We start from the raw sequence: 24,415 nt of genomic DNA, 5'->3' as shown, positions 1-24,415 counted from the left end.
GCTCCCGCCAGCCCGCCCACTACGACAGCAGACTGAAGTCCCAAGGTTTGTCGGGCGCGAGGCCCGGCGCGGTCGGTCTTAAAAATGGAAACGTGATCCGCCCCACGTATGCATTTCTGCAGCGGTGGGATTGGGATGCCGGACTGCCTCAAGGGTCAGCCGCAGGCATCTGCGTGCAGGTCCAGCCTGACACGCCTCGGTTGGATCGGTCCGGGTGACGTGGAGCCGTCACGGGTCGTCGCTCGCTGTGGGACCGCCCCTGACCGCAGAGCCAGGGCGAGGCGAGGGGTGAGCGAAGCCAAACGGGTGACTCTGAAAGGAGCCAGCAACCGCAAGGGGCGTCCTGAGGACGCGTGCCCGACCAGACGACACATTCCACGCAGGTCTCCAGGACCCGCACCATGAATGCCAGCGCCGCTGCGCTTCAGGAGCGCCCGGTGCACACACCGGACCAGCGGACGCAAGAACTCCACAAGAAGACAACCAGGCCACCTCGGGGATGACCGCCGCAGGGCTCTGGGCCGCTGCGGATCACTCTGTGATTGGGATGGGCTCGAAGAGAGCCGACCCCCCAAGGCAGGTAACGACTGCGACGCCTGTGGCTCCGGAAGGAGCGGGCCAGGCTGGCCCATCGGGAGGCTCCAGTGGATCGGATCGGGTAGGGCAGCGCAATGCCCGGTCTCGGCAACCGAAGCGTCAGCACGACCCTTGACGGTGGCGAATCCGCTGCACGAACGTTGCGTTTAGTGGCCTTTATGTTGCGAACCCTCGAATCGACCCGCCGCTACAGAGGGGGTTGACACACCCGGTGCCGGCCTCTGGTTCCGAGCTTGAGGTTTTCGAAGGCCCGACCTCCGGGCTTCCCGCGCCACCTCAGCGGCGCCCGTCGGGGTTGACAGCTCCCGCTCGGGTGAGAGCCTGGTCTGACACCCGCAAGCCTTCGTCGGCGCCGGGCACGGCCTTGCTCGACCGCAGTCGGATCCTGGTCTCACTGCACCGCGACCCACTGCACCGCGATCGGGATAGGTGCCTGCACGAGGACGGCTTCCGGGTGGACGGGCGTCAGCCTCCTCTGGATGCTGGCTGCCGCCCCAGCCCTTTGCACCTTCTCTTGTTCATTCCCTTGCCCGACCTGGAGCCCTTCCATGGAACCGATTGTCAGAGCGGTGGATGTCGGATTCGGCAACACCAAGTTCATCACCGGCGGCAGCCGCCCCAGCGACTTCCGCTGCCAGAGCTTCCCGTCCCGCGCCTACCCCAGCCCGCGCGACCCCGCCAAGGCACTGGGCAGCGAAGGGCGCAAGACCTACGCCATCCCGATCGGCGGCCTGTTCTACGAGGTCGGCCCCGACGTCATGCTGGCCGCCGACGCCTTCCGCGCCACCGAGATCCACGGCGACTACATCGAAACCCCCCAGTACCTCGCCCTGGCCCGCGGAGCGCTGCGCATGATGCGCCTGGAGACCATCGACCTTCTGGTCGTTGGCCTGCCGGTGGCCCAGTTCGCTGCGCGCAAGACCCAGCTGGAAAAGCTCATGACCGGCCGCCACGACCTGGGCGGCGGCAAGTCGGTCACCGTGCACAAGGCCCTGGCCATGGCCCAGCCGCACGGTGCGCTGATCGACTACGCCACCCAGCACGAGCGGGTCGAGGCGATGGAGCAGGAACTCAGCCTGGTCATCGACCCCGGCTCGCGCACCTTCGACTGGCTGGTGGCACGGGGCATGAAGCTGGCCCACAAGCAGAGCTTCTCGGTGGACCGGGGCGTGTCCAACATCCTGCAGCTCATCGCCGACGACATCAGCCAGGAGATCGGCCAGCCCTACACCAACTTCGAAGCCATCGACGTGGCACTGCGCAGCGGCAAGGGCATGACCGTCTTCCAGCGCAGCTACAACCCGGCGCGGCTCAAGCCGATGGTGGACATCATCGCCAAGGATGCGGTGGCGGCCATGATGCGGCGCATCGGCGGGGCCTACAACATTCAGCACGTCATCCTGGTCGGCGGTGGCGCCTTCCTGTTCCGCAAGGCGGTCAAGCAGGCCTTCAGCTCCCACCAGATTCTGGAGGTCAAGGAGCCGATGTTCGCCAACGTGCGCGGCTACCAGATCGCTGGCCAGAACTACCTGGCCAGCCTGCCCGGCGGCTGGACCCGACCCAAGACCACCGGCGGGGAGGGCGCATGAACACGAACCAACCGGCAACAGAGCCGATCCGGCTGCTCTTCGAGATGCAGCGCGACGACAACCCTCGCCTGTACGACGACCTGGTCCGATTCAACAAGGGGCCCAAGCGGGTCAACCGCCTCAGGTTCCTGGCCCATGAGGGGCTGATGGCGCAGCGCTGGCTGGAGCAGGGGCTCGCCGTGGCACCGCAGATCCAGCTGCCGCGAATGGAGGCGGCGAATCGCGTCAACGTCCAGGCGGCGAGGCAGACCAACCAGGCCTTTGATCTGCCGGAAGACGGCGAAGGAGACGCCTGATGGGCCGCAAACCGCGACCCAGAAGGACACACCGACGGGTTGGCGCCTCGGAGCTGGCGCAGATGGCGGTGTGTGAGCGGCGCGTGCTGCTGGAACACCGATTCGGCAAGCGGAACAGCGAGCAGAGACGCATAGCCATGCAGCAAGGTCAGGTGATCCATCGCAGGTGCCTGCAAGAGGGGGGCAGAGGGGGAATCGCCTGGCGATGGATCAGGTCCCTGATCGACGTGGTTCGACGCCTGATCGGCCAGTTGCGGGCCGGAGGAGGGCGGTGATGGACATCTGGAATGAGGCCGTCCCCGGGCTGGTGGTAGCCGTCATCGGTTGGCTGGGCTGGCGCTGGCTGCGGCAGCGTTCGCAATTTCTACCGGCGCATTTGCAGGGCGCACAGCAGATCTGGACCGAACGCGAGTTCGTCATCGATGAACCTGTGCGGCTGGTGGCCCGGGTGGATGCCGCCTGGCGTTTGGCGTCAGGGGAAGTCGTGCTGGCGGAGGTGAAGCACCGCCGGCATGACCGGGTGCATCGGTCAGATGTGGTGCAGCTGTCGGCGCAGCGGCTGGCGGCTGTAGCGGTGACGGGGGAATCGATCGCTCAGTGGGGCTGGGTGTGCGTCTACCGCGGGAGGTGGTGGCGCCGAAGCCGGTGGCATCGGGTGGACTTGATGACGCAGGGGCAGGTGATCGAGCTGGTGCTGCGGCGGGAGCGGTTGGTGGCAGGTGAGGTTCAGGCGCGAACGGCGGTAGCAGGTGGTGTGTGTCTGTCGTGTGAGTGGCGCAGTGGATGTGTTGATGTTGCACAGCGAGCCTCGGGCGGGCGAGATTCCAAGACTGCGGTGGTGAGGTTGTGATAATTACTGATCGGTCATTTTGTCTTGACCATCTCCGGAATTCTGTCTAAAGTGACCGATAGGTAACTTAAGGGTCCTGCCATGTCCTCTCCGATGCAAGACTTACCGGTCGGTCATCCCATCGGGGCGGAAACTCCGATCCGCTCCTCTGTGGAACTGGGCGCCGTCATGCGTGAACAGCGCAAGCGGCTGGCCCTGAAGCAGCTGGACCTCGCTGGTTTGGGCAACACCGGCAACCGCTTCATTGTCGACCTGGAAAACGGCAAGCCCACGGTTCAACTGCAGAAGGTCCTGGACCTGATGGACCTGCTGGGCCTGGAGGTCATCGTTCGGACCAAGGCTTCGCGCTCGGCGCAGCCCTTGTGAGACCCGCGTGATGCAGCCGCGGCCCCCCCGGTTGGACGTCTACTACGACAGCAAGCAGGTCGGCTCGGTGCACGACAGTACGCCACTGGCTTTTGAGTACGCACCCGAGTGGTTGAGCGGCAACCAGCGCATGTCGCTCGCAACCATCCCCCTGCAGACCGGTCGACAGGCCACGCCTGAGGTGCAGGCCTTCTTCGAGAACCTGCTGCCGGAGGGGGAGCTGCGCGACTACCTGGCCGCGCAGCGCAAGGCGTCCACCCTGTTTTCGCTGCTGCTGGAGGTGGCCGGCGACACCGCTGGCGCCTTCGTGCTGCTTGCGCCCGGGCAGGGTCAGGAGCCTGCGCGCTACGAGCCCACCACCTGGGAGGCCATTGCGGCCGTCCTGGCCGGACAGTCCGCTGCAGCCATCGACATCCAGGAGCCGGGCGCACGCATCTCGCTGGCTGGCGCTCAGGACAAGACCACCCTGGCCATCTTCGACGACGGACTGCCGCGGCTGCCCAAGGGCACCTCACCGTCCACCCACATCCTCAAGCCCAACATCCGGCGCCTGGCCAAGGTCTGGCACACGGCGGCGAACGAGGCCATCGTGATGCGCACCGCCGCGCTGGCGGGCCTGCCGACGGCCGAGGTTTTCTACGAGCCGCGCACCGAGGCCTGCGTGGTGCGCCGCTTCGACCGCCAGCTGCGCCCCGACGGCACGCTGGCCCGACGGGTGCAGTACGACCTCTGCCAACTGGCCGGCACGGTGTCGGAGCGCAAGTACGAGAAGGAAGGTGGCCCGAGCTTGGCTGCCTGCGCCGAACTGATCCGCCGCTACAGCGCGCAGCCCGCGGTGGATCTGCGCCATCTGCTGCGCTGGGTGTTCTTCAACCTGTACGTCGGGAACAACGACAGCCACGCCAAGAACCTGTCGATCTACAGCCTACCCGGCCAGGGCGTGAGGCTGACGCCCTTCTACGATCTGATGTGCACTCGGCTGTACCCCGGGCTGTCGAGCGAATTCGCCTTCGCCATCGGTGGCGAGGTCCGGCCGGGTGAGATGGGGGCTGAGCACCTGGCGCAGATGGCCCGACAGCTCGGCATGCAGCCGCGCTTCGTGCTGCAGCAGTCGCGTGAGATGGCCGAGCGGTTGCCTGCGGCCCTGAGCCAGGCGGTTCAGGAGATCACGCCGTCCCTGGCGCCTTCCGCGAAGACGTTGGCCGAAAGGCTGGAGCGATTTGTCCAGTCCACCACCCGGAAGATGGCGCTGCGTCTACTGGCAGAGCGCTGAAGTTGCCTTGACCGGTGGCTCCTGTCAGGCGAAGGGTGCTGTTAATGTGGAAGACACCCAAGCGCGGACGTGTGGCTGCCTGACCTGAGGCTGGTCGGGGCCGCAAGGTCAGCAGGCAAGCGAGTCTCAGGTGGCGGTGGGGGTGGCGATGAAGCCGTGCTTGCGCAGCATTTTGAGCCAGCGCGGGGCGTTGCGCTGGACGTTCAGGGCCTCGTAGTCGACCTCCTTGTCTTGGTAGTGGGTGCCGTTGGCCAACATGGCGTAGACGGTACGCAGCATCTTGTGGGCCAGCGCCACGATGGACTTCTTGTGTCCCTTGCGAATGGCCAGCGCGTCGAACTTGGCCTTGAGCGCGCAGCGGGTACGCGCTGCAGCCTGGGCGAACTCGCACAGCAGCCTTCTGACCCAGGCGTTGCCCTTGCGGATGCGCCCGGTCTTGCGCTTGCCCGCGCTCTCGTTGTTGCCCGGGCAGATGCCCACCCAGCTGGCCAGCCGCTCGGCACTGCCGAAGACGTCCATGTCCGCGCCGATCTCCACCAGCAGCATCGCCGCGCCCTGGATGTCGATACCCGGCAAGGTCTGCAGCAGCTTGAGCTGCGGCTGCCAGGCGCGCAGTCCGTCCAGCAGGTATTGGTCCATGCGGGCGATGCGGGTCTCGATGTGCTCGATGTGCTGCATGATCTCCTGGGCCACGAAGCGGTGCGCGGCGCTGAACTGCTCGGTGCTCAGGGCCTCGAACAACTCGTCCCGGCTGGCCCGAAGGCGCCCCTTTTGATCCAGCACCTCGTACATGGCTTGGCCCGCAATGAGCGCCTTGACCATGGCGCGTGCACTGGCACCGTGGATGTCGCTGACCACCACGTTGATGCGCATGCCCGCATCTACCAGCACCTTGTGCAGCCGGTTCTTCTCGGCGCTGCACATGCCCACGAGCTTCTGCCGCTGACGCGCCACCAGACGAAGCTGGCGCAAGTCCACCGGTGGAATGAACGAGGCGCGCAACAGGCCCGCACGCGCCAGCGTGGCCAGCCACTGCGCATCGGCCATGTCGGTCTTGCGCCCGGGCACAGCTTTGACATGGCGCGCGTTGACCACCCACGCGATGATGCCCACCGCCTCCAGCGCCGCAAACGGGCTCTTCCAGTACACCCCCGTGCTCTCCATCACCACCACCTCGGGCCGAATCTCCAGCGACCATTGCGCCAAGGCACGGCGGTCGCGTCTGAAGGCTCCGAAGTCGCGCTTGGTGACCTCCACTCGGCCATCGTCATGCTCGACCACCGCACAGGCGGTGATCTTGGCCTGGTGTACGTCCAGCGCGATCACGCGTTTGTGCATCGGGGTCAGATCCATTGCCGGGCTCCTGCAGCTTGAACAACAATCACAAGCGTGCGGGCCCGCGCAGGTGCCGCCGACCAACGGCCTGCCGGGACAAAGCCTGGCGGCTCTCTTTAATGTGGGCTGTCGGGCGCCCGGGCTCCGCAAGGAACTCAGCAGCGCCCGCAGGCAATCCTGGGTACGAGTGGTCGGCAGCGGGTCAAGTTAGCGATCGCGGTCGAGTGCCATCAAAATATTGACCGACCTCTACCCGCTCAGGCCCGCACACCCTCAGTGTCTTCCATCATCCAGGGTGACCCGCCCGGGCCATGACAGTTAGCACTGTCTCTGACGGAGGCGGCAGCTGCTTCAGTCACAGGATTGGGCATTGCTGGAGGCCATTTGGGTGACTAAAATGAACCCATGTGGTCGCACATCTTCCCACGTCGGGTAGGGGAACAGATCGGGGAACAGCACGAATGCCATCGCCAACTTTCCCAATGAGATCAACAGCTTAGGTCGCCATTTTGGGTCCCATCAGCCACCCCACCAGTTCTCCTTCGACAAGCGCCCCACCAGGGGCGTTTTTCGTTTCCGGCTCGCGTGTTGCTTGTACTGGCTTCGGTGGGAACGAACATCCTGCTGGCGACGTATCGTTGAGGCGGTTTCCACTCCTTCCCAGCGCCGCAGGTGTGCCTCCATGTCCTCTCCTCGCCACACCGTGCCACTCCAACCGCCTCTACCGCCCGTTCCGCCGGACGCAGCTGCCGTGCTGGCCTGCTGGTTCGGTGCGGTCGAGCCTGCGGGGGACCACCCTCGCACCGAATGGTTCCGCAAGGATCCGGCCTTCGATGAGCGCATCCGTGCGCGGTTTGGCGGCCTGATCGAGGCGGCGTTGGTAGGCGAGTTGGACGGGTGGACCGTCCAACCGTCCGCCGCGCTGGCCCGGCTGCTGCTGTTGGACCAGTTCACCCGCAACGTATTTCGTGGCAGCCCGCGTGCCTGTGCTGGCGACGCCCGGGCGCTTGCTGGCGCGCAGGCCTTGGTAGCGAGCGGTGGAGACCTGCGGCTCGGGCCCCTGCGGCGGGTGTTTGTCTACCTGCCTTTCGAGCACGCGGAGGACCGTGTGGCGCAGGCCGAGTCGCTGCGCCTGTTTGGGGCGCTGGTGCAGGCCGAGCCAGCGCTGGCCGGCTATGAGGACTATGCGCGGCGGCATGCCGAGGTGATCGGGCGCTTCGGCCGCTTTCCGCACCGCAACGCCATCCTCGGGCGCAGCTCCACGCCCGAGGAGGCCGAGTTCCTGCAGCAGCCCGGCTCGTCGTTCTGAGCGCCGGGCGATCAGGCCGGTGTCGCGGCCCAGTCCCTGGCGTAGCGTCACCTTGCGCAGGAAGGTCCGTGCGCAGTAGCCCCCCAGCGCGAAACCAACCGAATCGACCGCCGTGACCTGCTCGGCGCAGCGGCACCCCGGGGCCGCACCGGCCAGCACGCGCCAGAACTTGGTGATCGTGAGGTCGGCGGGCATCCGCCGGATGTCGCCCACGATGCGCGACTGCAGCTCGTACGCGACGAAGACGACGGGCGTGCCGCCGGGGGGGATGCCCACCAGGCCGCGCATCGCGTGGGCTTGGGACTCGTTTGCGCGCCGTTGCCGATCAATGCGATCGTGTGGCACCCGGTGCTGACGATCTGCGGCGTTCGCGGCTACTGCCGGGCGCCCGGCCCGCCTGCGCCAAGTCAATGGATTGCATGGCCGGAGTTGGCTACGATGCGGTCGAGGCCGATGGCCTCCATATCGTGCCATGGTTCACACATCGAGGAGTCACCCATGAGTGAGTACACGCCGGACATCCAGAAGTACAGCGCTGCCGTCAACGAGGCCGCGGTCAAGTCCATCGTCAATTACTGTGGCATCGCGTTGCGCAATGTGGACTCCTCGCTGGTGTCGGCCTCCGACCGCGCCGAGCTCGACCGGGTGCGCGACGGCTTTGCCGCCAAGAAGCTGGGCCTGTCTGCCGAGGCCGCCGACGCAGCGATCGCCAAGGTGGTCGAGCAGATGAAGGGCGTGCAGCGCAAGCACCGCGTGACCTTCTATTACCTGCTCGCCGAGGCCAGCGGGACGCTGGCCAAGCTGGGCTGACCGGGCGGTGGCAGGGGCCGCGGCGCGGGCGAGGGACAATCCGCTTCCTCGTCTGTCCACGGCTGGCCCTGCATGACCGATTCCACCGAGATCATCCCCACCTTCACCCGCGTCGCCCTCGTCACCCGGCCCGATGGCCGGGCGGACTGGGAGGAAACGCCGATCGCGCTGACCGAGGGCAAGCCGCAGGCGCGGCTGTCACCGCTCATGCCGACCGGCGGCTACCAGTTTCGCCACAGCCCGGTGGGCTTTCGCAGCGACTTCCATTGCACAGGCCACCCGCAGTGGCTCTTCGTGCTCAGTGGCGCGATGGAAATCGGCCTGCAGGACGGGCGCAAGCGTGTCTTCCGCGCGGGTGAAGGCTTCTGGTCGGCCGACGTGCTGCCCGAAGGCGCCACCTTCGACCCCGCATTGCACGGCCACTGCAGCCGCCAGCTCGGCGATGAGCCGCTGGTGACGCTGTTCGTGCGCGAGTGAACCCGTTGGCTGCGGGGACACCTCCGTCCAACCTGGCCGAGGCGCGCGCGCTGATCACGCGCCTGCAGTCCGATTTGCAGGCGCAGCAGCGTTCGATGCGCGCGCCGCCGCCCGAGCCAACGACCTGCTGCGGCCGCGGCTGCAACGGCTGCGTCTGGGAGGGTTACTACGCCGCGCTGGCGTTCTGGCAGGAGGATGCGCTGGCGGCACTGGCCGCGCTCCCGGCGCAGGCCGGGCCGTCGGCCTGACCGGCCGTCTGCCGCGGGGCGTCAGGCCACGCGCAGCTTCGGCCTCTGCGGGTCGGCCGCACGCACCTCGCCCACCACCGCGGCGGCGTCAAAGCCGTGGCGGCCAAACACCGCCAGCACCGCATCAAGCGCCTCCGGAGCGCAGGACACCAGCAGCCCGCCGCTGGTCTGCGGATCGGTGAGCAGGGCGCGGTCGGCGCTGTGGAAGTCGGCTGGCAGGCCCACGTCGGCGCCGTAGCCGGCCCAGTTGCGCCCGGACGCGCCGGTCACCAGGCCGTCGGCGGCCAGCGAGCGCACGCCGGCCAGCTGCGGCACCGCCGCCCAGTCGATCACCACCTGGCAGCCCGAGCCACGCGCCAGTTCCAGCGCATGGCCGGCCAGGCCAAAGCCGGTGACGTCGGTCAGCGCGTGCACGCCGGGCAGGGCGGCCAGGTCCGGCCCGGGGGTGTTGAGCTTGGTGGTGTTGGCGATCATCTGCGCGTAGCCCGCCTCGCCGAGCAGCCCCTTCTTCAGCGCGGCGGACATCACGCCCACGCCGATCGGCTTGCCCAGCACCAGCAGGTCCCCAGCGCGGGCGTCGGCATTGCGTTTGACGTGCTTCGGGTGCACCAGGCCCAGTGCGACCAGGCCGTAGATGGCCTCGACCGAGTCGATGGTGTGCCCGCCGGCGATCGGGATGCCGGCGCTGCGGCAGACCGAGGCGCCGCCTTCCAGGATGCGGCCGATGGTGGCGGTGGACAGCACGTTGATCGGCATGCCCACCAGCGCCAGCGCCAGGATGGGCCGCCCGCCCATCGCGTAGACGTCGCTGATCGCGTTGGTGGCGGCGATGCGGCCGAAGTCGAACGGGTCGTCGACGATCGGCATGAAGAAGTCGGTGGTGGCGATCAGCGCCTGCTCATCGTTGAGCTGGTAGACCGCCGCGTCGTCCGAGGTCTCGATGCCGACCAGCAGCTCCTTCGGGATGGGCATCGCCGCGGTGCCCCGGAGGATCTCGGACAGCACGCCCGGCGCGATCTTGCAGCCGCAGCCGCCGCCGTGGGAGAGCGAGGTCAGGCGGGGCTCGGTAGCTGGGGCGGGGCAGGCAGCGGTGGTCATGGTCAGTGGCGCGGATGGCGGCTCGCACACGGGAGGTGCAGGGGCCGACAGCATAGCGTCAGCGACTCAACCGGTCCTCCGGTCTGCAGGCATGTTTCACATGCCGATGCGCGCCTGACTCCGCGCGTCGAACAGGTGCACGTCGTCCGTGCTCCAGGCCAGGTGGACGGTGTCGCCGACCACCGGGTGGAACTTGCCGGGCGCGCGCACGACGAGGTGGCCGATGGCGCTGTCCAGCGTCACGTAGGTTTCCGGGCCGGTGGGCTCGACCATCGTGATGTGGGCGGCGAGACCTTCGTCGGCCAGGCTGAGTGCCTCGGGGCGCAGGCCGTAGTTGACGTCCGCACCGTTGGCCATGCCGGCGGCGGCCAGGGCCTGGCGCTGCGCGTCCGACAGCGACAGCTCGACGCCGTGGGCGCTGAGCCCACCGGCCGCCACCTTGGCCGCGACGAGGTTCATGGCGGGGGAGCCGATGAACTCGGCGACGAATTGGGTGGCGGGCCGGCTGTAGATGTCGTGCGGGCTGCCGAACTGCTGCAGGATGCCGTCCTTCATCACCGCGATGTGGTCGCCCAGCGTCATGGCCTCGACCTGGTCGTGGGTGACGTAGACGGTGGTGGTGCGCGTGGCCTGGTGCAGGCGCTTGATCTCGGCGCGCATCTCCACGCGCAGCTTGGCGTCGAGGTTGGACAGCGGCTCGTCGAACAGGAACAGTGAGGGGTCGCGCGCCAGGGCCCGGCCCATCGCGACGCGCTGGCGCTGGCCGCCGGACAGGGCACCGGGCTTGCGGTCGAGCAGGTGCTCGATCTGCAGCATCTTGGCCACGCGGGCCACGGCGGCGTCGCGCTCGGCCTTGGGCACCTTGCGCATCTCCAGGCCGAAGGCGATGTTCTGCGCCACGTTCATGTTCGGGTAGAGCGCGTAGCTCTGGAACACCATGGCGATGTCGCGGTCCTTGGGCAGGGCGTGGGTGACGTCCTTGTCGCCGATGTGGATGGTGCCGGCGCTGGGCGTGTCCAGCCCGGCGATCATGTTCAGCAGTGTGGACTTGCCGCAGCCCGATGGGCCCACGAGGATGAGGAAGTCGCCCGGTTCGATCTCCAGGTCGATGCCCTTGAGGATGTGCACGTCGCCGAAGCTCTTGCGCACGTTGCGGATGGAAAGTGCACCCATGTTCTTTTCAACCTTTCACTGCGCCGGCGGTGAGCCCGCGGACGAAATACTTGCCGGCAACGACGTAGACGAGCAGCGTCGGGAGCGCGGCGATCATGGCCGCGGCCATGTCCACGTTGTATTCCTTGACCGAGCTGGAGGTGTTGGCCAGGTTGTTCAGGCCCACCGTGATCGGCTTGCTGTCGGCGCCGGAGAAGACCACGCCGAAGAGGAAGTCGTTCCAGATGTTGGTGAACTGCCAGATCAGCGTCACGACCAGGATGGGCGTGGACAGCGGCAGCACGATGCGCCAGAAGATGCGGAAGAACCCGGCACCGTCCAGCATGGCGGCCTTGATCAGTTCGTCGGGCAGGCCGACGTAGTAGTTGCGGAAGAACAGCGTGGTCGAGGCCAGCCCCATCAGCACGTGCACCGTGACCAGGCCCCAGATGCTGTCGGACAGGCCGATCCAGCCCAGCACCTGCGACATTGGCAGCAGCACCACCTGCAGCGGCATGAACACGCCGAAGAGCATCAGCGAGAACAGCAACTCGCTGCCCTTGAAGCGCCACTTGGTCAGCACGTAGCCGTTGAGCGCGCCCAGCGTGGTGGACACCGCCACGGCCGGGATGATCATGGCCAGCGAGTTCCAGAAGTAGGGCTGCAGGCCGCGGCAGTCGGTGCCGGTGCAGGCGTGGTGCCAAGCCTTGTCCCAGGACGCGAAGTTCAGGCTCGCCGGCAGCGAGAGCAGGTTGCCCAGGCGGACCTGGTCCATGTCCTTCAGCGACGTGACCAGCATCACGTACAGCGGCAGCAGGAAGAACAGGGCGAACAGGCCGAGCAGGCCGAAGAGGATCGCGCGGTGCAGGAGTTTGGAGTTCATCGTGCGGCTCCTCAGCGCTTGGAACGCAGTTCGCTGTAGAGATAGGGCACGACGATCGCCGCGACGGTGGCCAGCATCACGGTGGCCGAGGCGGCACCCAGGCCGATCTGGCCGCGGGTGAAGGCCATCGTGTACATGAAGGTGGCGGGCAGGTCGGTGGCGAAGCCGGGGCCACCGGCGGTGAGCGCCATCACCAGGTCGAAGCTCTTGATGGCGATGTGTGCCAGCACCATCAGCGTGCTGAAGAACACCGGCCGCATGCTCGGGATGAGGATGCGCCAGTAGATGCGCGGCAGGCTGGCGCCGTCGATCTGCGCGGCCTTGATGATCGACTCGTCGATGCCACGCAGGCCGGCCAGGAACAGCGCCATCACGAAGCCGGCGCTCTGCCAGACGCCCGCGATGACGACCGTGTAGATCGCCATGTCCGGGTCCACCAGCCACTCGAACTTGAAGTTCGTGAAGCCCCAGCCCTGCATCAGGTGCTCGATGCCCAGGCCCGGGTTGAGGATCCACTTCCAGGCCGTGCCGGTGACGATGAAGCTCAGCGCCATCGGGTACAGGTAGATGGTGCGCAGCAGGCCCTCGGCGCGGATCTTCTGGTCCAGCAGGATGGCCAGCAGCAGGCCCACCGCCATCGCCAGGCCGATGAACAGGCCGGAGAAGATCAGCAGGTTCTTGAGCGCCACCATCCAGCGCTCGCTCTCGAACAGGGTCACGTACTGCTCGAGGCCGACGAATTCGTAGTTGGGCAGCAGGCGCGAGGCCGAAACGGACAGGTAGCCGTTCCAGGCGATCAGGCCGTAGATGAAGAGGAAGGAGAGCACGAAGCTCGGCGCCAGGACGAGGCGCGGCAGCCAGTGCTCGAAACGCGCGCGGGCGCTCGGGCCGGCGGCGGTGGTCGATGCAGCCATCGGTGGGTTCCCGCTAGGTGGGGCAGGCAATGGGCAGCAGAAGGGAACCACCAGCGCGGTTCCCTCCTGCGGCGGCTCCAGGGCGGGGCCGCCATGCCAGCGCCTTGCGGCGCCAGCGTTCGGCTTACTTGGACTTGGCGGCGGCAGCCAGCTTGTCCATCGCGTCCTTGGCGCTCATCTTGTCGCTGTTCCAGAACTGGCTCACGACGTCCTGCATCGCGCCAGCGGCGGCCGACGGCACGGCCATGCCATGGGCGATGGAGGGCACCAGGCCGCCGGACTTGGCGGTGTCGACGAAGTCCTTCGAGCTGAGCTTGGCGCAGTCGTCGAACTTGGCCAGGTCCATGTTCAGGCGCACCGGGATGGAGCCCTTGTTCAAGTTGAACACTTCCTGGAACTCGGTGGACATGATGGCGGCAGCCAGGTCCTTCTGCGCCTTGACGTTGGCGTCGTTCTTCAGCTTGAACATCGCGAACGAGTCGACGTTGAAGGTGAAGGCCTTGGCCGTGCCCGGGGCGGCGGCGCAGACGAAGTCCTTGCCCGGGACCTTGCCGGCGGCCACGAACTCGCCCTTGGCCCAATCGCCCATCAGCTGCATGCCGGCCTCGCCCTTGATCACCATCGCGGTGGCCAGGTTCCAGTCGCGGCCCGGGGCGTTCTTGTCGGTGTAGTCCTTGACCTTCTTGAAGGTGGTCAGCACCTTCTCCATGGTCGCGCTCTTCAGGCTGCCTTGGTCGAGCTGCACCAGGGCCTTCTTGTAGAAGTCATTGCCACCGACGCCCAGTGCTACGCTCTCGAAGGTGGTGAAGTCCTGCCAGTTCTGGCCGCCGTGGGCCACCGGGATGATGCCGGCGGCCTTGAGCTTGTCCGCGGCGACGAAGAACTCGTCCCAGCTGGTCGGCACCTTGGCGCCGGCCTTCTTGAAGGCCTCCGGGTTGGCCCAGAGCCAGTTCACGCGGTGCACGTTCACCGGCGCGGCGATGTAGTTGCCCTTGTACTTCATGACGTTGGCGACCACCGGGGGCAGCAGGCTGTCCCACTTCTCGGCCTTGGCCACGTCATCGATGTTGGCCAGCACGCCTTCACGGGCCCATTCCTGCAGCGAGGGGCCCTTGATCTGCGCGGCGGCCGGGGCGTTGCCCGACACCACGCGGGACTTCAGCACCGTCATGGCGGAGTCGCCACCGCCACCGGCGACGGCGAAGTCCTTCCAGGTGTGGCCCTTGCCTTGCAGCGTGGCCTTCAGGGCGGAAGCGGCCTTGGCCTCGCCACCGGAAGTCCACCAGTGCAGGACTTCGACTTCACCCGCGGCGGCGGCGCCAGCCAGGGTAGTGAGTGCGGCAGCGGCCAGCACGGTGCGGGACAGGATCAGGGCGGAACGCTTGTTGGACATGGTGTCTCCGTTGATCAGCGCCAGCGGGCGCCGGGATGGGCAGGGCCGCTCTGGGCAGCCTCCGCGCTTGTGCCGACCCGCGTCAGGTACGGCGTTGCAAGCTGACGTTAATGTCCTGTAAGAAACGGCGCGCGTCCCTCGGTATTAACCCGATGTTCAGAGTTTAATATATTGTTAATGATTTGCCACAAAGGGCCTGAGGGGCTGCATGCCCTGCAGGTCACGTCGGTCGGGGGCTGCAGCCGGCAGCTCGATGCTGGCGCGCAGCCCGTGTGTGGCGAGCGGCTCCAGCCAGGCGCGCCCGCCGTGGCGCACCGCAATCTCGCGCACGATGGCCAGGCCCAGGCCGCAGCCGGCGCCCTCGGTGGTGCCGCGGTGGAAGCGGTCGAACACCGCTTCGAGCTGCTCGGCGGGCAGGCCCGGGCCGTTGTCGTCCACCTCCACGCGCACGGTGGCCGTGCCGCGGTCCGTGCCCGCCTCCACGCGCACCGTCACCTCCGCGCCGCGCCCGGCGTAGCACAGGGCGTTGTCGACCAGATTGGCCACGGCCTCGCGGATCAGCAGGGCGTTGCCTTCCACCCAAGCCGGGGCCGCCTGCACCGCGGCGCCGTTGCGGGGCGCCGCTGCCTTGGCGAGGTCCCCGTGAGGCTCCGGCTCCGACTCCGACTCCAGTTCCGGGTCGGGGTCAGGGTCCATGCCCAGGTCGATGCCCTGCTGCAGCGCGCGCGGCACCAAGTCGGCGGTCAGTTCCTGCACCAGCCGGCGCAGGTCGAAGCGGCTGCGGCCCTGCGCGGCGGTGGATTCGGGCTCCGCGCGCGCCAGCGTCAGCAGTTGGGCCACCAGGTGGGCGCTGCGCGCGGCGCTCTGCTGCACGCGCTCCAGCCGGGCGTGCAGCGCGGGGTCGGTGGCCTCTCGCAGTGCCAGCTCGGCCTGGCCCTTCAGGCCGGCCAGCGGGGTGCGCAGCTGGTGCGCGGCGTCGCTGATGAAGCGGCGCTGGCGCACCACGCTCTCATGCACCGCGGCCAGCAGGGTGTTCAGCGCCGCGGCCAGGTCGCGCACCTCGGTGGGGGCGCTGCGCAGCTCGATGGGGGCCAGGTCGTTGGGCGCGCGCCCGCCCACTGCCTCGCGCAGCCGGGCCAGCGGCGCCAGGCCGTTGCGGATGCCGGCCCAGACCAGCGCCGACATGGCCAGCATCAGCAGGGACAGCGGCAGCACCGTGTCGATCAGCAGGTCGCGCGCCAGCGCCTCGCGGCTGACGCGGCTCTTGGCCACCTGCACCAGCATCTTCTGCGGGGCATCGGGCTCGTCCCAGTCGAGCTGGATGGCGGCCACGCGCACGGCGGTTTCCCCTTCCTCGGCGGGGATGCGGGCGTCGTAGAACACCGGCTCGCCGGGGGCCAGGGCGTCGCTGCGCAGCGGCGGCAGCGGCAGCTTGTGGTTGCCCAGGATGAACTGGCCCGGCGGCGTGCTGACCATGTAGTAGATGCGGTCGTCCGGGTCCGCCTCCAGGATGTCCTTGGCCGCGCGGGGAAAATCCACCAGCAGCCCGCTGCCCGCCGGCTTGACCTGGCGCGCCAGTGCGCGCGAAGACAGGTACAGGCCGTGGTCGTTGGCGCGCTGGGCGTAGCGGGTGGCGAGGTGATAGGTCACCGCCGCCGCGGCCAGCCAGAGCACAATCTGCGGCAGCAGCAGCCACAGCAGCAGGTGGCCCTGCAGCGAGCCGCCGCCGGGCGACATCACCGGCATGCGGGACAGCCAGCGCGGCAGCTGCGGTCGCATGGTGGGGTGGGGCGTGTCGGGCGTGCGGGCCGTCAGCGCGTCTTCAGGGCTGGCGTTCCAGCAGGTAGCCCAGGCCGCGCACAGTGCGGATGCCCACGCCAGCGCCTTCGAGCTTGCGGCGCAGCCGGTGCACGTAGACCTCCAGGGAGCTGGGGCCGCCGCTGTCGGACACATCGGTGGACCAAGCCTGCGCGATCTGCTCCTTGCCGACCACCTTGCCCGGGTGGCTGAGCAGCAGCTCCAGCAGCAGCCACTCGCGCGGCGAGAGGTCCACCGGCTGGCCGGCCACCGTCAGGCGGTGGGCGTCGCGGTCGAAGTGCAGCTGCCCGAACGCCATCGGTGCCTGGGCTCCTCCACCCGTGCCCTGCGGCGGCTGCGAGCTGCGGCGCAGCACGGCGCGGATGCGCGCCTCCAACTCGGGAAAGTCGACGGGCTTGGTCAGGTAATCGTCGGCCCCGGCGTTCAGGCCGGCAACGCGGTCCTCCAGCCCGTCCAGCGCGGTGAGGATGAGCAGCGGCATCCAGGGTTTGGCAGCCCGCACGCGCTTGAGCACGGTGAGCCCATCGACCATCGGCAGGCCGAGGTCGATGATGCCCACGTCCCAGTCCTGCTTGGTCAGCAGGTATTCGGCCACCGCGCCGTTGGGCGCCACCTCAGCGTGGAAGCCGGCGGCCTGCAGGTTGGCTGCCAGCGCATCGGCCAGGATGGCATCGTCCTCGGCCAGCAGGGCGCGCATGGTGGTGGCAGTGGTGGCCGTGGCCTGGCTCAGCCAGCCATCTGGTTGAAGCCGCCGTCGACGTAGGTGATCTCGGCGCTCACGCCCGAGGCCAGATCCGACAGCAGGAAGGCGGCCACATTGCCGACCTCGTCGATCGTCACCGGGCGGCCGATCGGGGTGACCTCCGAGAAGTGTCCGATCAGGCGGCCGAAGTCCTTGATGCCCGAGGCGGCCAGCGTCTTGATCGGGCCGGCGGAAACGCCGTTGACGCGGATCTGCTTGGGGCCCAGGTTCTTGGCCAGGTAGCGCACGCTGGCTTCCAGAGAGGCCTTGGCCAGGCCCATGGTGTTGTAGTTCGGCACGTACTGCACGGCGCCCAGGTAGCTCATGGTCAGCAGCGAGGCCCCGGCGCGCAGGCGCGGCAGGGCCGCCTTGGCCATGGCCGGGAAGCTGTAGGCCGAGATGTCGTGCGCGATGCGGAAGCCCTCGCGCGACAGCCCGTCGAGAAACTCGCCGCCGATCGCCTCGCGCGGCGCGAAGGCGATGGCGTGCACGAAGCCGTCGAACTCGGGCCAGCTCTCGCCCAGCTTGTCGAACAGGGCGGTGATCTGCGCGTCGTCGCCCACGTCGCAGTCGAAGATCAGCGTGGAGCCGAATTCGGCGGCGAACTCGGTGATGCGGTCCTTGAAGCGCTCGCCGACGTAGCTGAATGCCAGTTCGGCGCCTTCACGGTGGCAGGCCTTGGCGATGCCATAGGCGATGGAGCGGTTGTTGAGGAGGCCCGTGATCAACAGGCGCTTGCCAGCGAGAAATCCCATGAGGTCTCCGTGCGGGGAACGGGTCAGCAAAGCCGGGATTTTGGCACGGGGCGCTGCTGCAGCGCCGGGCGGCCCTCAGGTGCGCGTTCCGAATGGGTGGCGCGCTGTCCTCAGCCGCCGAAGAAGTAGCGCTTCAGCCCGGCCAGGATCATCTCGGTGGCCACCGCGGTGAGCACCAGGCCCATGAGCTTCTCGATGGCCGAGACCACCGATGCGCCGAGCCAGCGGCGCAGCCGGTCGGCCATCAGCAGCACCACGCCGCACACCGCCATCGCCGCGCTCACGGCGCCCACCCATTCCAGCAGGCGGCCCGGCTGGCGCGAGGCCAGCAGCAGCACGGTGGCCATCGCCGAGGGGCCGGCCAGCAGCGGCACGGCGAGCGGGAAGATGAAGGGCTCGCGGTCGCCGTCGGTGGGGTAGAGACCGTCGCCGCCGATGAAGATCATCTTCATCGCGATGATCAGCAGGATCACCCCGCCAGCCACCTCCAGGGAGCGTTCGCTCAGGCGCATCACCTGCAGGAAGCCCTGGCCCGCGACCATGAACACCATCAGCACCGCGAAGGCGATGGCCACCTCGCGCAGTGCCACGCGCGTGCGGCGCGACGGGTCCACGCCGCCCAGCACCGAGATGAAGATGGGCAGGCTGCCGAAGGGGTCGAGCACCAGCAGCAGCAGGACGAAGGCGGACAGGAAGCTGTGATCCATGGGGGCTCGGCGCGACGGATGGCGCTGTGCAGCGTGACAAGGCTGCGCATCCTAGGCCAGCGGCGCCCGCCGAGGAAGCCGGCCTGCACCGTGTCAGCCTGCGGGGGCCGCCTCGGCCAGCCCGGCGCTCTGCCGGAAGGCGGCGGCCCGCTGGCTCAGCCGCTGTGCATCGTCGGGCGCAGGCCGGGTGCCCTGGCGCAGCAGGGCTTCCTGGCGCGCCGCCTCGGCCGCCAGCGCCAGCGCACCCACCTGGGCGGCGCTGGACTTGAGGGTGTGCACGCTGCGCAGCAGCGTGGCGCCGTCGTCCGTGTCGAGGCTGCGCTGCACGGCATCGATGAGCTCGCCGCAGCGCCGGTCGAATTGCTGCAGCAGCTCGGTGGCAAAGCCGGGGTCCGAACCATCGGCCACCATCGGCAGGGCCTGGAGCACGCAGGGGTCATAGTCCGGCCTGGCCGGGTTTGGCTCCTGCGGGGCGTCGTGGTCCTGGGCCTGGTGTTGCGCCGTGGGCGTCTCCCTGTGAGGGGCCGCCGTGGTGTCGGGCGTGGCGACGGTCGACCAGGTGGCCGCGGCCACCACGGCGGCGGCGGGGTGGCTGGGCGTGGCACCCCGGGGAGGGGCGGTGCGCGCAGCAGGCTGTGGCGGCCATGGCGCCGGTGCGATGGGGGCGCCCGGGGTGCACTGGCGGATCCAGCGTTGCACGACGGCGACCAGGTGGTTGGCCAGCACCGGCTTGGTGAGGAAATCGTTCATGCCCGCAGCCAGGCAGGCGGCGCGGTCTTCGGCGAAGGCATTGGCAGTCAGGCCGATCACGGGCAGGTCCTGTGCCTGGGGGCCGGCGGCGCCAGCGCGCAGGCGCCGCGTGGCTTCGAGGCCGTCCAGCTCGGGCATCTGCCAGTCCATCAGCACCAGGTCGCAGGGCTGCTCGCGCAGCCAGGCCAGGGCCTGGTGGCCATCGCCGGCGATGTCGCAGCGCCAGCCGACGTGTTCGATCATCGACCGGATCACGGACTGGTTGATCGGGTCGTCCTCGACCAGCAGCACGCGGCCGGTCATGGGCAGGGCCACGGACTCCGTGGTGGCCGTCGCTGGGGTGGCGCGGCGGGTTGTGCCGGGCCGGCCCCGGAGGGCGGATGGCCCGCCAAAGGCAGAGCCGAGCCGGCTGACCAGGGCCGTGCGCAGCAGTGGCCGGGTCAGCTTGCGCTCCAGGCCATGCAGGACGGCGGGGTGGGCGGGCTGGCCGGCAGCCGGTGCCGGCGCGGCCCCCACGGCGATCACCCGGGCCGGGTCGAGCCAGCTGGCGCAGGCCTCCAGCAGGGCGCGGCCGCGCGCCTCGTCGACGGCCACCACCAGCCAGGGCAGGCCCCCGTGGCGGTCGGGCGTGGCCATGACCTCGCGCAGCGCAGTGGGGCTGTCGCAGCGGATGGCCTCGCAGCCCATGCGCAGCAGCAGGGCCTCCATGGCACGCGCTTCGGTGGGGTGGGGCTCGCACCAGGCCACGCGCAGCCCCAGGGGCCGCGGCGCCGGAGGGGTCTGGCGGCTGCACGGCAGCGGCAGCGTCAGCGTGAAACAGGAGCCCGCGCCGATGCGGGACGCCACCTCGATGCGCCCGCCCATGTGCTGCGCCAGCTCGCGGCAGATCGTCAGCCCCAGGCCGCTGCCGCCGAAGCGGCGGGTGGTGGAGGCATCGGCCTGCTGGAAGGGCTCGAAGATGTGCGGCAGCGCCTCGGGCGGGATGCCCACGCCGGTGTCGACGACCTCGAACTGGATCTCGTCGGGCCGTTCGTTGGGCGATCGGCCGGGTTGCACGCGCAGGCAGACTTCGCCGTCGCTGGTGAATTTCACCGCGTTGCCGAGCAGGTTGAGCAGCAGCTGTCGCACCCGCATGCCGTCGCCGTGGCGCCAGGCGTCGAGCCCGGGCTCGACGATGCAGGCCAGCCGCAGGCCCTTGGCGGTGGCCGTGGCGGCGACGGACAGCACCGCCGCGTCAACCTCTTCCAGGAGGTTGAAGTCGTCGGCCTGCACCTGCAGCGCACCGGCCTCGATGCGCGAGAGGTCGAGCACGCTCTCGATCAGCCCCAGCAGGTTGGTGCCGCTGGCCCGGATGATCTCCACCAGCTCCTCGCGGCGCTGGGCATCGACGCCCTGCATCTGCAGCAGCTGGGCTGCGCCAATGACGCCGTTGAGCGGGCTGCGCAGCTCATGACTCATGTTGGCGAGGAAGCGGGTCTTGGCCTGGGAGGCGGCCTCGGCGTCCTGGCGGGCGGCGCGGGCATCGGCGGCTTCCTGCGCCAGGCTGGCGTTGAGGCTGCCCAGCGCGGCGTCCCGACGCTGGATCTCGTCGATCATGTGGTTGAAGGCCCGCACCGCGCGGCCGATTTCGTCGCCGCCCGCCTCCGCCAGATGGGGGTCGACGTGCCGCTCGAAGTGGCCATCCCGGGCAATGGCGCCGGCAGCCTCGGCCAGCTGGTGCACGGGCCGGCTCAGCCTGAGGGCGAAGCGCCGCGAGGCCAGCAGGCTGAGCGCCAGCGCGAGCAGCGCCACGCCGGTCGCCGCCAGGGCCTGCTGGCGCAGGTCGGCGCGCCAGTGAGCCATCGACAGCTGCATCACGAGGTGGCCCTGCACCTCGTTGCCGCGGTCGGCGCTGCGGGCGCCGACGACCGGCTCGCTCACCTGCAGGAAACCCCGGGTGATGCCGCCCACCGTGGCCCCGGGCAGTGCTGGCTCATGGGCGCCTGTGGCGTACAGCAGCACCCCGGCGGAGTCGTAGACCCAGGCGCCCTGGACGCTGTGCTCGGTGCGCAGCACCTCCATCGCGTCGCGCACCCCGGCCTCCTCCATGAAGGTCACCGGGGCGTGCAAGGCAAAGGCGATCGAGCGCGCCAGGGTGGCGGCTTCGTCACGGGCGTGCCGCTCGGCGGACCACCAGCCGATCGCCAGCGTGGCCGAGGTGGCCAGCAGCGCGCACAGGCTGGCGGCCAGGGCGAGCAGTGCACTCAGGCGCAGGCTGAGCGGGCGGTTGCTCCAGCGCCTGGCGCGGCGGCCCAGCGGCTGTGGCGCGGTGGCCTCCGTCGGGGCGGGCGGGCACGCGGGCAGGGCGGAGATCATGTCGGCGGCGGAGCTCGGTGGCACTGCGGTTCGGGACTGCGTGATCAGGGACTGCGTGATCGGGGACTGCGCTGCGGGGTCAGTCCTGCACGTGCCGGGCCAGCCGCAGCGCCTGGCTGGACAGGCCCAGGCGGGCGGATCGCAGGGCGGTCTGGTTGACATCGAAGCGCAGCGCATCGTTGACCAGCACCAGCTCGACCATGCCGCCGCGGGTGAGGAAGCCGTCGGCATCGCTGACGGTCAGCACCGGCCGCTGGGCCTGGGCGCGCAACAGCGCGGCGGCCTGGTCGGCGCCGCTGGGCAGGTACAGCAGGTCGCAGGCCTCGCTGCCGCCGGCCTTCAGCAGGCGCACGCGGCGGGCGCCGACGCTCTGGCCATCGGCCGCGGCAAAGACCGGGTCCACCTCGCCGCGGCGCGTGGCCACGCACAGCGCCAGGGGCTGGTCTGCCGCGAAGGGGGCGGGCCATTGCACGAAGCGGCTGAGCGCCAGCACCAGCCGCAGCTTCAGCGCGGCCTCGCTGCCTGCCTGGGCGCTGGCCGACTGGGCCAGGCACAGCGCAGCGAGCGCCGCCAGCAGCAGCGCCAGGCCGCGGCGAGGCGCGCAAGGGTGGGGGTGACGCAGGCCGGACGACATGGGGCGCGTGGCTGCCAGCCGTCAGAAGCCGAGCTGCCAGCGCAGGCTGGCACTGCGGCCATCCTGCTCGATGCGGTCTCCCAGGTGTTCCGGACCGGCCGGATCGGCGTAGCGGCGGTCCCCCAGGTTGTAGACGCTGAGCGACAGGGACCAGGGCTGGCCGGGCGGTTCGAGCTGCGCGGTGGCGTTGGCGAGCCAGACGCCGTTCAGCGGCTGGCCCCCCAGCGTCAGGCGCTGGCCCACGCGCTGCAGTTGCAGCCCCAGCTTCACGGGCCAGCCGGGCAGCGGCGTGGTGGCGTGCAGCTTGGTCAGCGAGCGCGGGGCGTTGCTCACGTTGGCGCTGCCGTTGACCTGCACGCTCTGGCGCACCCAGCTCGCGCGCAGGCGCCAGCCGGCATCACCGATCCACTCGGCTTCGGTCTCCAGGCCGCGGGCGATGGCGTGGCCGACGTTGCGGTAGACGAGTTCGCCGCTGTCGGCGTCGGCCACCTGCTCGATCAGGTCGTGGATGTGGTTGTGGAACAGTGCAGCCGACAGGCGCAGGCCGGCCTGTGCCTGCCAATCGGCCGCCAACTCGGTGGATTGCACCTGTTCGCGCCGCAGGCCAGTGATGAAGTCATCGACGCCGTTGGCGGGCAGGCGCTCGTAGACGTTGGGTTCCCGGTAGGCGCTGCCGGCCAGGAGCTTGGTGACCAGGGTGGCGGCTGGCTGCCAGATCAGGCTGGCGCGCGGCGAGCTGTGCACGTCGCCATCGGTTCCCCGGTCCAGGCGCAGGCCCAGGCCCAGCCGCAGGTGCTCGGCCAGCTTGACCTCGTCGTTGACGAACAGGCCGGCGCGCGTGCCCTGGGTGCTGACCTGGCTGTCCACGGCCGGGGCGGGCTCCAGCTGCGTCATGCCCGCCTCCTGGCGCAGGTTGCGCTGCAGGTCCAGCCCGGCGACCAGTCGCTGTGAGCCGCCCAGGCGCAGACTGCGGCGCAGTTCCAGCTGCCACCAGCGGCCGCGGTTGCGGTAGGCGGCCAGGGCGCCGTCGGCCTGGTAGCGGCCCCGGTCGTCGTAGCGGTACTCACCCGCGCCGGCCTGCAGTGACCAGCCCTCGCCCTGGGCGTCCAGCCCCTGCCAGTTCAGGCCCAGCAGGCTGAGCTGGTCGATCGACACGGCGGCCGGGTCGTTGAAGACCATCTCGTAGGCGGCGTTGGGGACCTGCTTGCGGCGCTCGGAGGTCAGCGCGGTGAGCGACCAGTTGCCCGCGGTCCAGCGGGCGTAGAGCTTGCGGTCGCGCTCGCCGTCCAGGCCCTGGGCGATGCCGTGGTTGGTTTCGGCGCTGTCGTACTCGCTGAGGTAGAGGTCGCGCCCACGGCGGTTTTCGGCGGTGACGGACAGCAGCAGCGCCCCCTGTTCGAGTTCCTGGCCCAGGCTGGCCTGCAGCTTGCGCCCACCCTGGCTGTCGACGCTGACGCTGGCTTGTTGCCCGCGCAGGCTGGCGCTGCTGCGCGTGACCACGTTGATCACGCCGAACACCGCGTTGGAGCCGTACAGCGCCGACAGGGCGCCCGGGATGAACTCGATCCGCTCGATCAGGGCGACGTCGAGCGGGAATTCGCGCCCGACCATCACCGAGTCGTAGATGTTCTCGTTGGCGCGCTGGCCGTCGATGAGCAGCAGCAGGCGCGAGCTGTAGTCGCCCGGGCGGCTCAGGCCACGCACGCCGGCGTAGGTGTAGCTGCGGTCGTAGCGCAGGAAGACGCTGCGCACGCCGCCCAGCACGTCGCCCAGCGTGCGCCAGCCGAAGGCGCGGATGTCGCCCTGGGTCAGCACGGTGACGGACGCAGGCGCCTCGGCGGCGCTCTGGGTGTACTTGGAGGCGGCGTAGACAGGGGTGCTGAGCAGGTCGGACAGCTCGGCGTCGGCGCTGCTGCCGTCGGCCGCCGGGTTGACGTTGGCCGTCGCCGCTGCCGCGCACCAACCCAGCGTGGCGGCAAGCAGCAGCCGTGGCCAGGCCGGGTGGCCCGGGCCGGGCCGGGCGAGCAAGGGGGGCCGGGTGGCGTGCATGTTCAGGGGCATGGG

The 24,415-nt window shown here is 69.3% G+C and carries 22 protein-coding genes and 1 pseudogene; 9 read left to right on the top strand and 14 right to left on the bottom strand.

What is annotated here, in order from left to right:
- Positions 1-1,145 precede the first annotated feature (1,145 nt).
- The 5 genes from NGK70_RS14840 to NGK70_RS14820 all read left to right on the top strand — a co-directional run bounded on the left by NGK70_RS14840 (position 1,146) and on the right by NGK70_RS14820 (position 4,971).
- Positions 1,146-2,186 (top strand): PRTRC system protein D, encoded by a 1,041-nt coding sequence (locus NGK70_RS14840; protein WP_251969296.1) that lies wholly within the window; start codon positions 1,146-1,148, stop codon positions 2,184-2,186.
- On the top strand, positions 2,183-2,482 hold the full coding sequence (locus tag NGK70_RS14835; protein WP_251969295.1) for a hypothetical protein: 300 nt from the start codon (positions 2,183-2,185) through the stop codon (positions 2,480-2,482). Before NGK70_RS14840 ends, NGK70_RS14835 begins: the two co-directional genes overlap by 4 nt.
- A 274-nt stretch (positions 2,483-2,756) precedes the next feature.
- Positions 2,757-3,332 (top strand): hypothetical protein, encoded by a 576-nt coding sequence (locus tag NGK70_RS14830; RefSeq protein ID WP_251969294.1) that lies wholly within the window; start codon positions 2,757-2,759, stop codon positions 3,330-3,332.
- Positions 3,333-3,413: 81 nt separating this feature from the next.
- On the top strand, positions 3,414-3,698 hold the full coding sequence (locus NGK70_RS14825; protein ID WP_251969293.1) for a helix-turn-helix domain-containing protein: 285 nt from the start codon (positions 3,414-3,416) through the stop codon (positions 3,696-3,698).
- Positions 3,699-3,708: 10 nt separating this feature from the next.
- Complete coding sequence (locus NGK70_RS14820; protein ID WP_251969292.1) at positions 3,709-4,971, top strand: type II toxin-antitoxin system HipA family toxin; 1,263 nt, start codon at positions 3,709-3,711, stop codon at positions 4,969-4,971.
- A gap of 126 nt (positions 4,972-5,097) precedes the next feature.
- Here NGK70_RS14820 and NGK70_RS14815 read toward each other — a convergent pair whose 3' ends face one another.
- Positions 5,098-6,324 carry an IS110 family RNA-guided transposase gene (locus NGK70_RS14815; protein WP_251969229.1) on the bottom strand — a complete coding sequence of 409 codons (1,227 nt, stop codon included), beginning with the start codon at positions 6,322-6,324 and terminating at the stop codon, positions 5,098-5,100.
- Between the two features lie 664 nt (positions 6,325-6,988).
- Between NGK70_RS14815 and NGK70_RS14810 the strand changes: the two genes are divergently transcribed.
- Positions 6,989-7,615 carry a DUF924 family protein gene (locus NGK70_RS14810; RefSeq protein ID WP_251969291.1) on the top strand — a complete coding sequence of 209 codons (627 nt, stop codon included), beginning with the start codon at positions 6,989-6,991 and terminating at the stop codon, positions 7,613-7,615.
- Positions 7,616-7,702: 87 nt separating this feature from the next.
- Here the strand turns inward: NGK70_RS14810 and NGK70_RS26645 are convergent.
- Positions 7,703-7,903 (bottom strand): annotated as a pseudogene (locus NGK70_RS26645) (ornithine cyclodeaminase); the annotation flags it as partial.
- Positions 7,904-8,113: 210 nt separating this feature from the next.
- Between NGK70_RS26645 and NGK70_RS14805 the strand changes: the two are divergent.
- The 3 genes from NGK70_RS14805 (at position 8,114) to NGK70_RS14795 (ending at position 9,150) form a co-directional block, all read left to right on the top strand.
- Positions 8,114-8,425, top strand: a complete 312-nt coding sequence (locus tag NGK70_RS14805) for a DUF2853 family protein (RefSeq protein ID WP_251969290.1) — start codon at positions 8,114-8,116, stop codon at positions 8,423-8,425.
- A gap of 72 nt (positions 8,426-8,497) precedes the next feature.
- Positions 8,498-8,902 (top strand): cupin domain-containing protein, encoded by a 405-nt coding sequence (locus NGK70_RS14800; RefSeq protein WP_251969289.1) that lies wholly within the window; start codon positions 8,498-8,500, stop codon positions 8,900-8,902.
- Positions 8,899-9,150 carry an oxidoreductase-like domain-containing protein gene (locus NGK70_RS14795; RefSeq protein ID WP_428985521.1) on the top strand — a complete coding sequence of 84 codons (252 nt, stop codon included), beginning with the start codon at positions 8,899-8,901 and terminating at the stop codon, positions 9,148-9,150. Before NGK70_RS14800 ends, NGK70_RS14795 begins: the two co-directional genes overlap by 4 nt.
- 21 nt (positions 9,151-9,171) lie before the next feature.
- On the opposite strand, the gene selD is transcribed toward NGK70_RS14795, so the two are convergent.
- From selD to NGK70_RS14735, 12 genes are all read right to left on the bottom strand, one after another.
- The gene (gene selD / locus NGK70_RS14790; protein WP_251969288.1) at positions 9,172-10,248 is read right to left on the bottom strand and encodes a selenide, water dikinase SelD; all 1,077 of its coding nucleotides are present in this window, start codon (positions 10,246-10,248) and stop codon (positions 9,172-9,174) included.
- Positions 10,249-10,344: 96 nt separating this feature from the next.
- Positions 10,345-11,421 carry an ABC transporter ATP-binding protein gene (locus NGK70_RS14785; protein WP_251969287.1) on the bottom strand — a complete coding sequence of 359 codons (1,077 nt, stop codon included), beginning with the start codon at positions 11,419-11,421 and terminating at the stop codon, positions 10,345-10,347.
- A gap of 7 nt (positions 11,422-11,428) precedes the next feature.
- On the bottom strand, positions 11,429-12,283 hold the full coding sequence (locus NGK70_RS14780; protein ID WP_251969286.1) for a carbohydrate ABC transporter permease: 855 nt from the start codon (positions 12,281-12,283) through the stop codon (positions 11,429-11,431).
- 11 nt (positions 12,284-12,294) lie between these two features.
- Entirely contained in the window at positions 12,295-13,227 is a 933-nt protein-coding gene (locus tag NGK70_RS14775) for a carbohydrate ABC transporter permease (protein ID WP_428985520.1), read from the bottom strand.
- 94 nt (positions 13,228-13,321) lie between these two features.
- Positions 13,322-14,590, bottom strand: coding sequence for an ABC transporter substrate-binding protein (locus NGK70_RS14770; protein ID WP_251969284.1), 1,269 nt, complete (start codon positions 14,588-14,590; stop codon positions 13,322-13,324).
- Positions 14,591-14,764: 174 nt separating this feature from the next.
- Positions 14,765-16,369 (bottom strand): sensor histidine kinase, encoded by a 1,605-nt coding sequence (locus NGK70_RS14765; protein WP_251969283.1) that lies wholly within the window; start codon positions 16,367-16,369, stop codon positions 14,765-14,767.
- Between the two features lie 43 nt (positions 16,370-16,412).
- Positions 16,413-17,105: a response regulator transcription factor gene (locus NGK70_RS14760; RefSeq protein WP_251969282.1), complete on the bottom strand. Its 693-nt coding sequence runs from the start codon at positions 17,103-17,105 to the stop codon at positions 16,413-16,415.
- Between the two features lie 29 nt (positions 17,106-17,134).
- Entirely contained in the window at positions 17,135-17,905 is a 771-nt protein-coding gene (fabI, locus tag NGK70_RS14755; protein ID WP_251969281.1) for an enoyl-ACP reductase FabI, read from the bottom strand.
- Positions 17,906-18,015: 110 nt separating this feature from the next.
- A complete protein-coding gene (locus NGK70_RS14750; protein ID WP_251969280.1) occupies positions 18,016-18,612 on the bottom strand; it encodes a MarC family protein in 597 nt (198 codons plus the stop codon).
- Between the two features lie 93 nt (positions 18,613-18,705).
- On the bottom strand, positions 18,706-21,717 hold the full coding sequence (locus tag NGK70_RS14745; RefSeq protein WP_251969279.1) for a hybrid sensor histidine kinase/response regulator: 3,012 nt from the start codon (positions 21,715-21,717) through the stop codon (positions 18,706-18,708).
- A gap of 79 nt (positions 21,718-21,796) precedes the next feature.
- On the bottom strand, positions 21,797-22,351 hold the full coding sequence (locus tag NGK70_RS14740; RefSeq protein ID WP_251969278.1) for a YfiR family protein: 555 nt from the start codon (positions 22,349-22,351) through the stop codon (positions 21,797-21,799).
- Positions 22,352-22,372: 21 nt separating this feature from the next.
- Complete coding sequence (locus tag NGK70_RS14735) at positions 22,373-24,412, bottom strand: TonB-dependent receptor plug domain-containing protein (RefSeq protein ID WP_251969277.1); 2,040 nt, start codon at positions 24,410-24,412, stop codon at positions 22,373-22,375.
- Positions 24,413-24,415: the final 3 nt, after the last annotated feature.

This window comes from Sphaerotilus microaerophilus (assembly GCF_023734135.1).
Taxonomy (GTDB): Bacteria; Pseudomonadota; Gammaproteobacteria; order Burkholderiales; family Burkholderiaceae_C; genus Sphaerotilus; species Sphaerotilus microaerophilus.
Note: the sequence above shows the minus strand (reverse complement) of the source record. Positions and strands in the feature narration are given on the sequence as shown.

What these genes read in the sequence shown, in the direction of transcription:
- NGK70_RS14840 (WP_251969296.1), top strand. Translation starts at nt 1,146, where the DNA reads ATGGAACCGATTGTCAGAGCGGTGGATGTCGGATTCGGCAACACCAAG.
- NGK70_RS14835 (WP_251969295.1), top strand. Translation starts at nt 2,183, where the DNA reads ATGAACACGAACCAACCGGCAACAGAGCCGATCCGGCTGCTCTTCGAG.
- NGK70_RS14830 (WP_251969294.1), top strand. Translation starts at nt 2,757, where the DNA reads ATGGACATCTGGAATGAGGCCGTCCCCGGGCTGGTGGTAGCCGTCATC.
- NGK70_RS14825 (WP_251969293.1), top strand. Translation starts at nt 3,414, where the DNA reads ATGTCCTCTCCGATGCAAGACTTACCGGTCGGTCATCCCATCGGGGCG.
- NGK70_RS14820 (WP_251969292.1), top strand. Translation starts at nt 3,709, where the DNA reads ATGCAGCCGCGGCCCCCCCGGTTGGACGTCTACTACGACAGCAAGCAG.
- NGK70_RS14815 (WP_251969229.1), bottom strand. Translation starts at nt 6,324, where the DNA reads ATGGATCTGACCCCGATGCACAAACGCGTGATCGCGCTGGACGTACAC.
- NGK70_RS14810 (WP_251969291.1), top strand. Translation starts at nt 6,989, where the DNA reads ATGTCCTCTCCTCGCCACACCGTGCCACTCCAACCGCCTCTACCGCCC.
- NGK70_RS14805 (WP_251969290.1), top strand. Translation starts at nt 8,114, where the DNA reads ATGAGTGAGTACACGCCGGACATCCAGAAGTACAGCGCTGCCGTCAAC.
- NGK70_RS14800 (WP_251969289.1), top strand. Translation starts at nt 8,498, where the DNA reads ATGACCGATTCCACCGAGATCATCCCCACCTTCACCCGCGTCGCCCTC.
- selD (WP_251969288.1), bottom strand. Translation starts at nt 10,248, where the DNA reads ATGACCACCGCTGCCTGCCCCGCCCCAGCTACCGAGCCCCGCCTGACC.
- NGK70_RS14785 (WP_251969287.1), bottom strand. Translation starts at nt 11,421, where the DNA reads ATGGGTGCACTTTCCATCCGCAACGTGCGCAAGAGCTTCGGCGACGTG.
- NGK70_RS14780 (WP_251969286.1), bottom strand. Translation starts at nt 12,283, where the DNA reads ATGAACTCCAAACTCCTGCACCGCGCGATCCTCTTCGGCCTGCTCGGC.
- NGK70_RS14770 (WP_251969284.1), bottom strand. Translation starts at nt 14,590, where the DNA reads ATGTCCAACAAGCGTTCCGCCCTGATCCTGTCCCGCACCGTGCTGGCC.
- NGK70_RS14765 (WP_251969283.1), bottom strand. Translation starts at nt 16,369, where the DNA reads ATGCGACCGCAGCTGCCGCGCTGGCTGTCCCGCATGCCGGTGATGTCG.
- NGK70_RS14760 (WP_251969282.1), bottom strand. Translation starts at nt 17,105, where the DNA reads ATGCGCGCCCTGCTGGCCGAGGACGATGCCATCCTGGCCGATGCGCTG.
- fabI (WP_251969281.1), bottom strand. Translation starts at nt 17,905, where the DNA reads ATGGGATTTCTCGCTGGCAAGCGCCTGTTGATCACGGGCCTCCTCAAC.
- NGK70_RS14750 (WP_251969280.1), bottom strand. Translation starts at nt 18,612, where the DNA reads ATGGATCACAGCTTCCTGTCCGCCTTCGTCCTGCTGCTGCTGGTGCTC.
- NGK70_RS14745 (WP_251969279.1), bottom strand. Translation starts at nt 21,717, where the DNA reads ATGATCTCCGCCCTGCCCGCGTGCCCGCCCGCCCCGACGGAGGCCACC.
- NGK70_RS14740 (WP_251969278.1), bottom strand. Translation starts at nt 22,351, where the DNA reads ATGTCGTCCGGCCTGCGTCACCCCCACCCTTGCGCGCCTCGCCGCGGC.
- NGK70_RS14735 (WP_251969277.1), bottom strand. Translation starts at nt 24,412, where the DNA reads ATGCCCCTGAACATGCACGCCACCCGGCCCCCCTTGCTCGCCCGGCCC.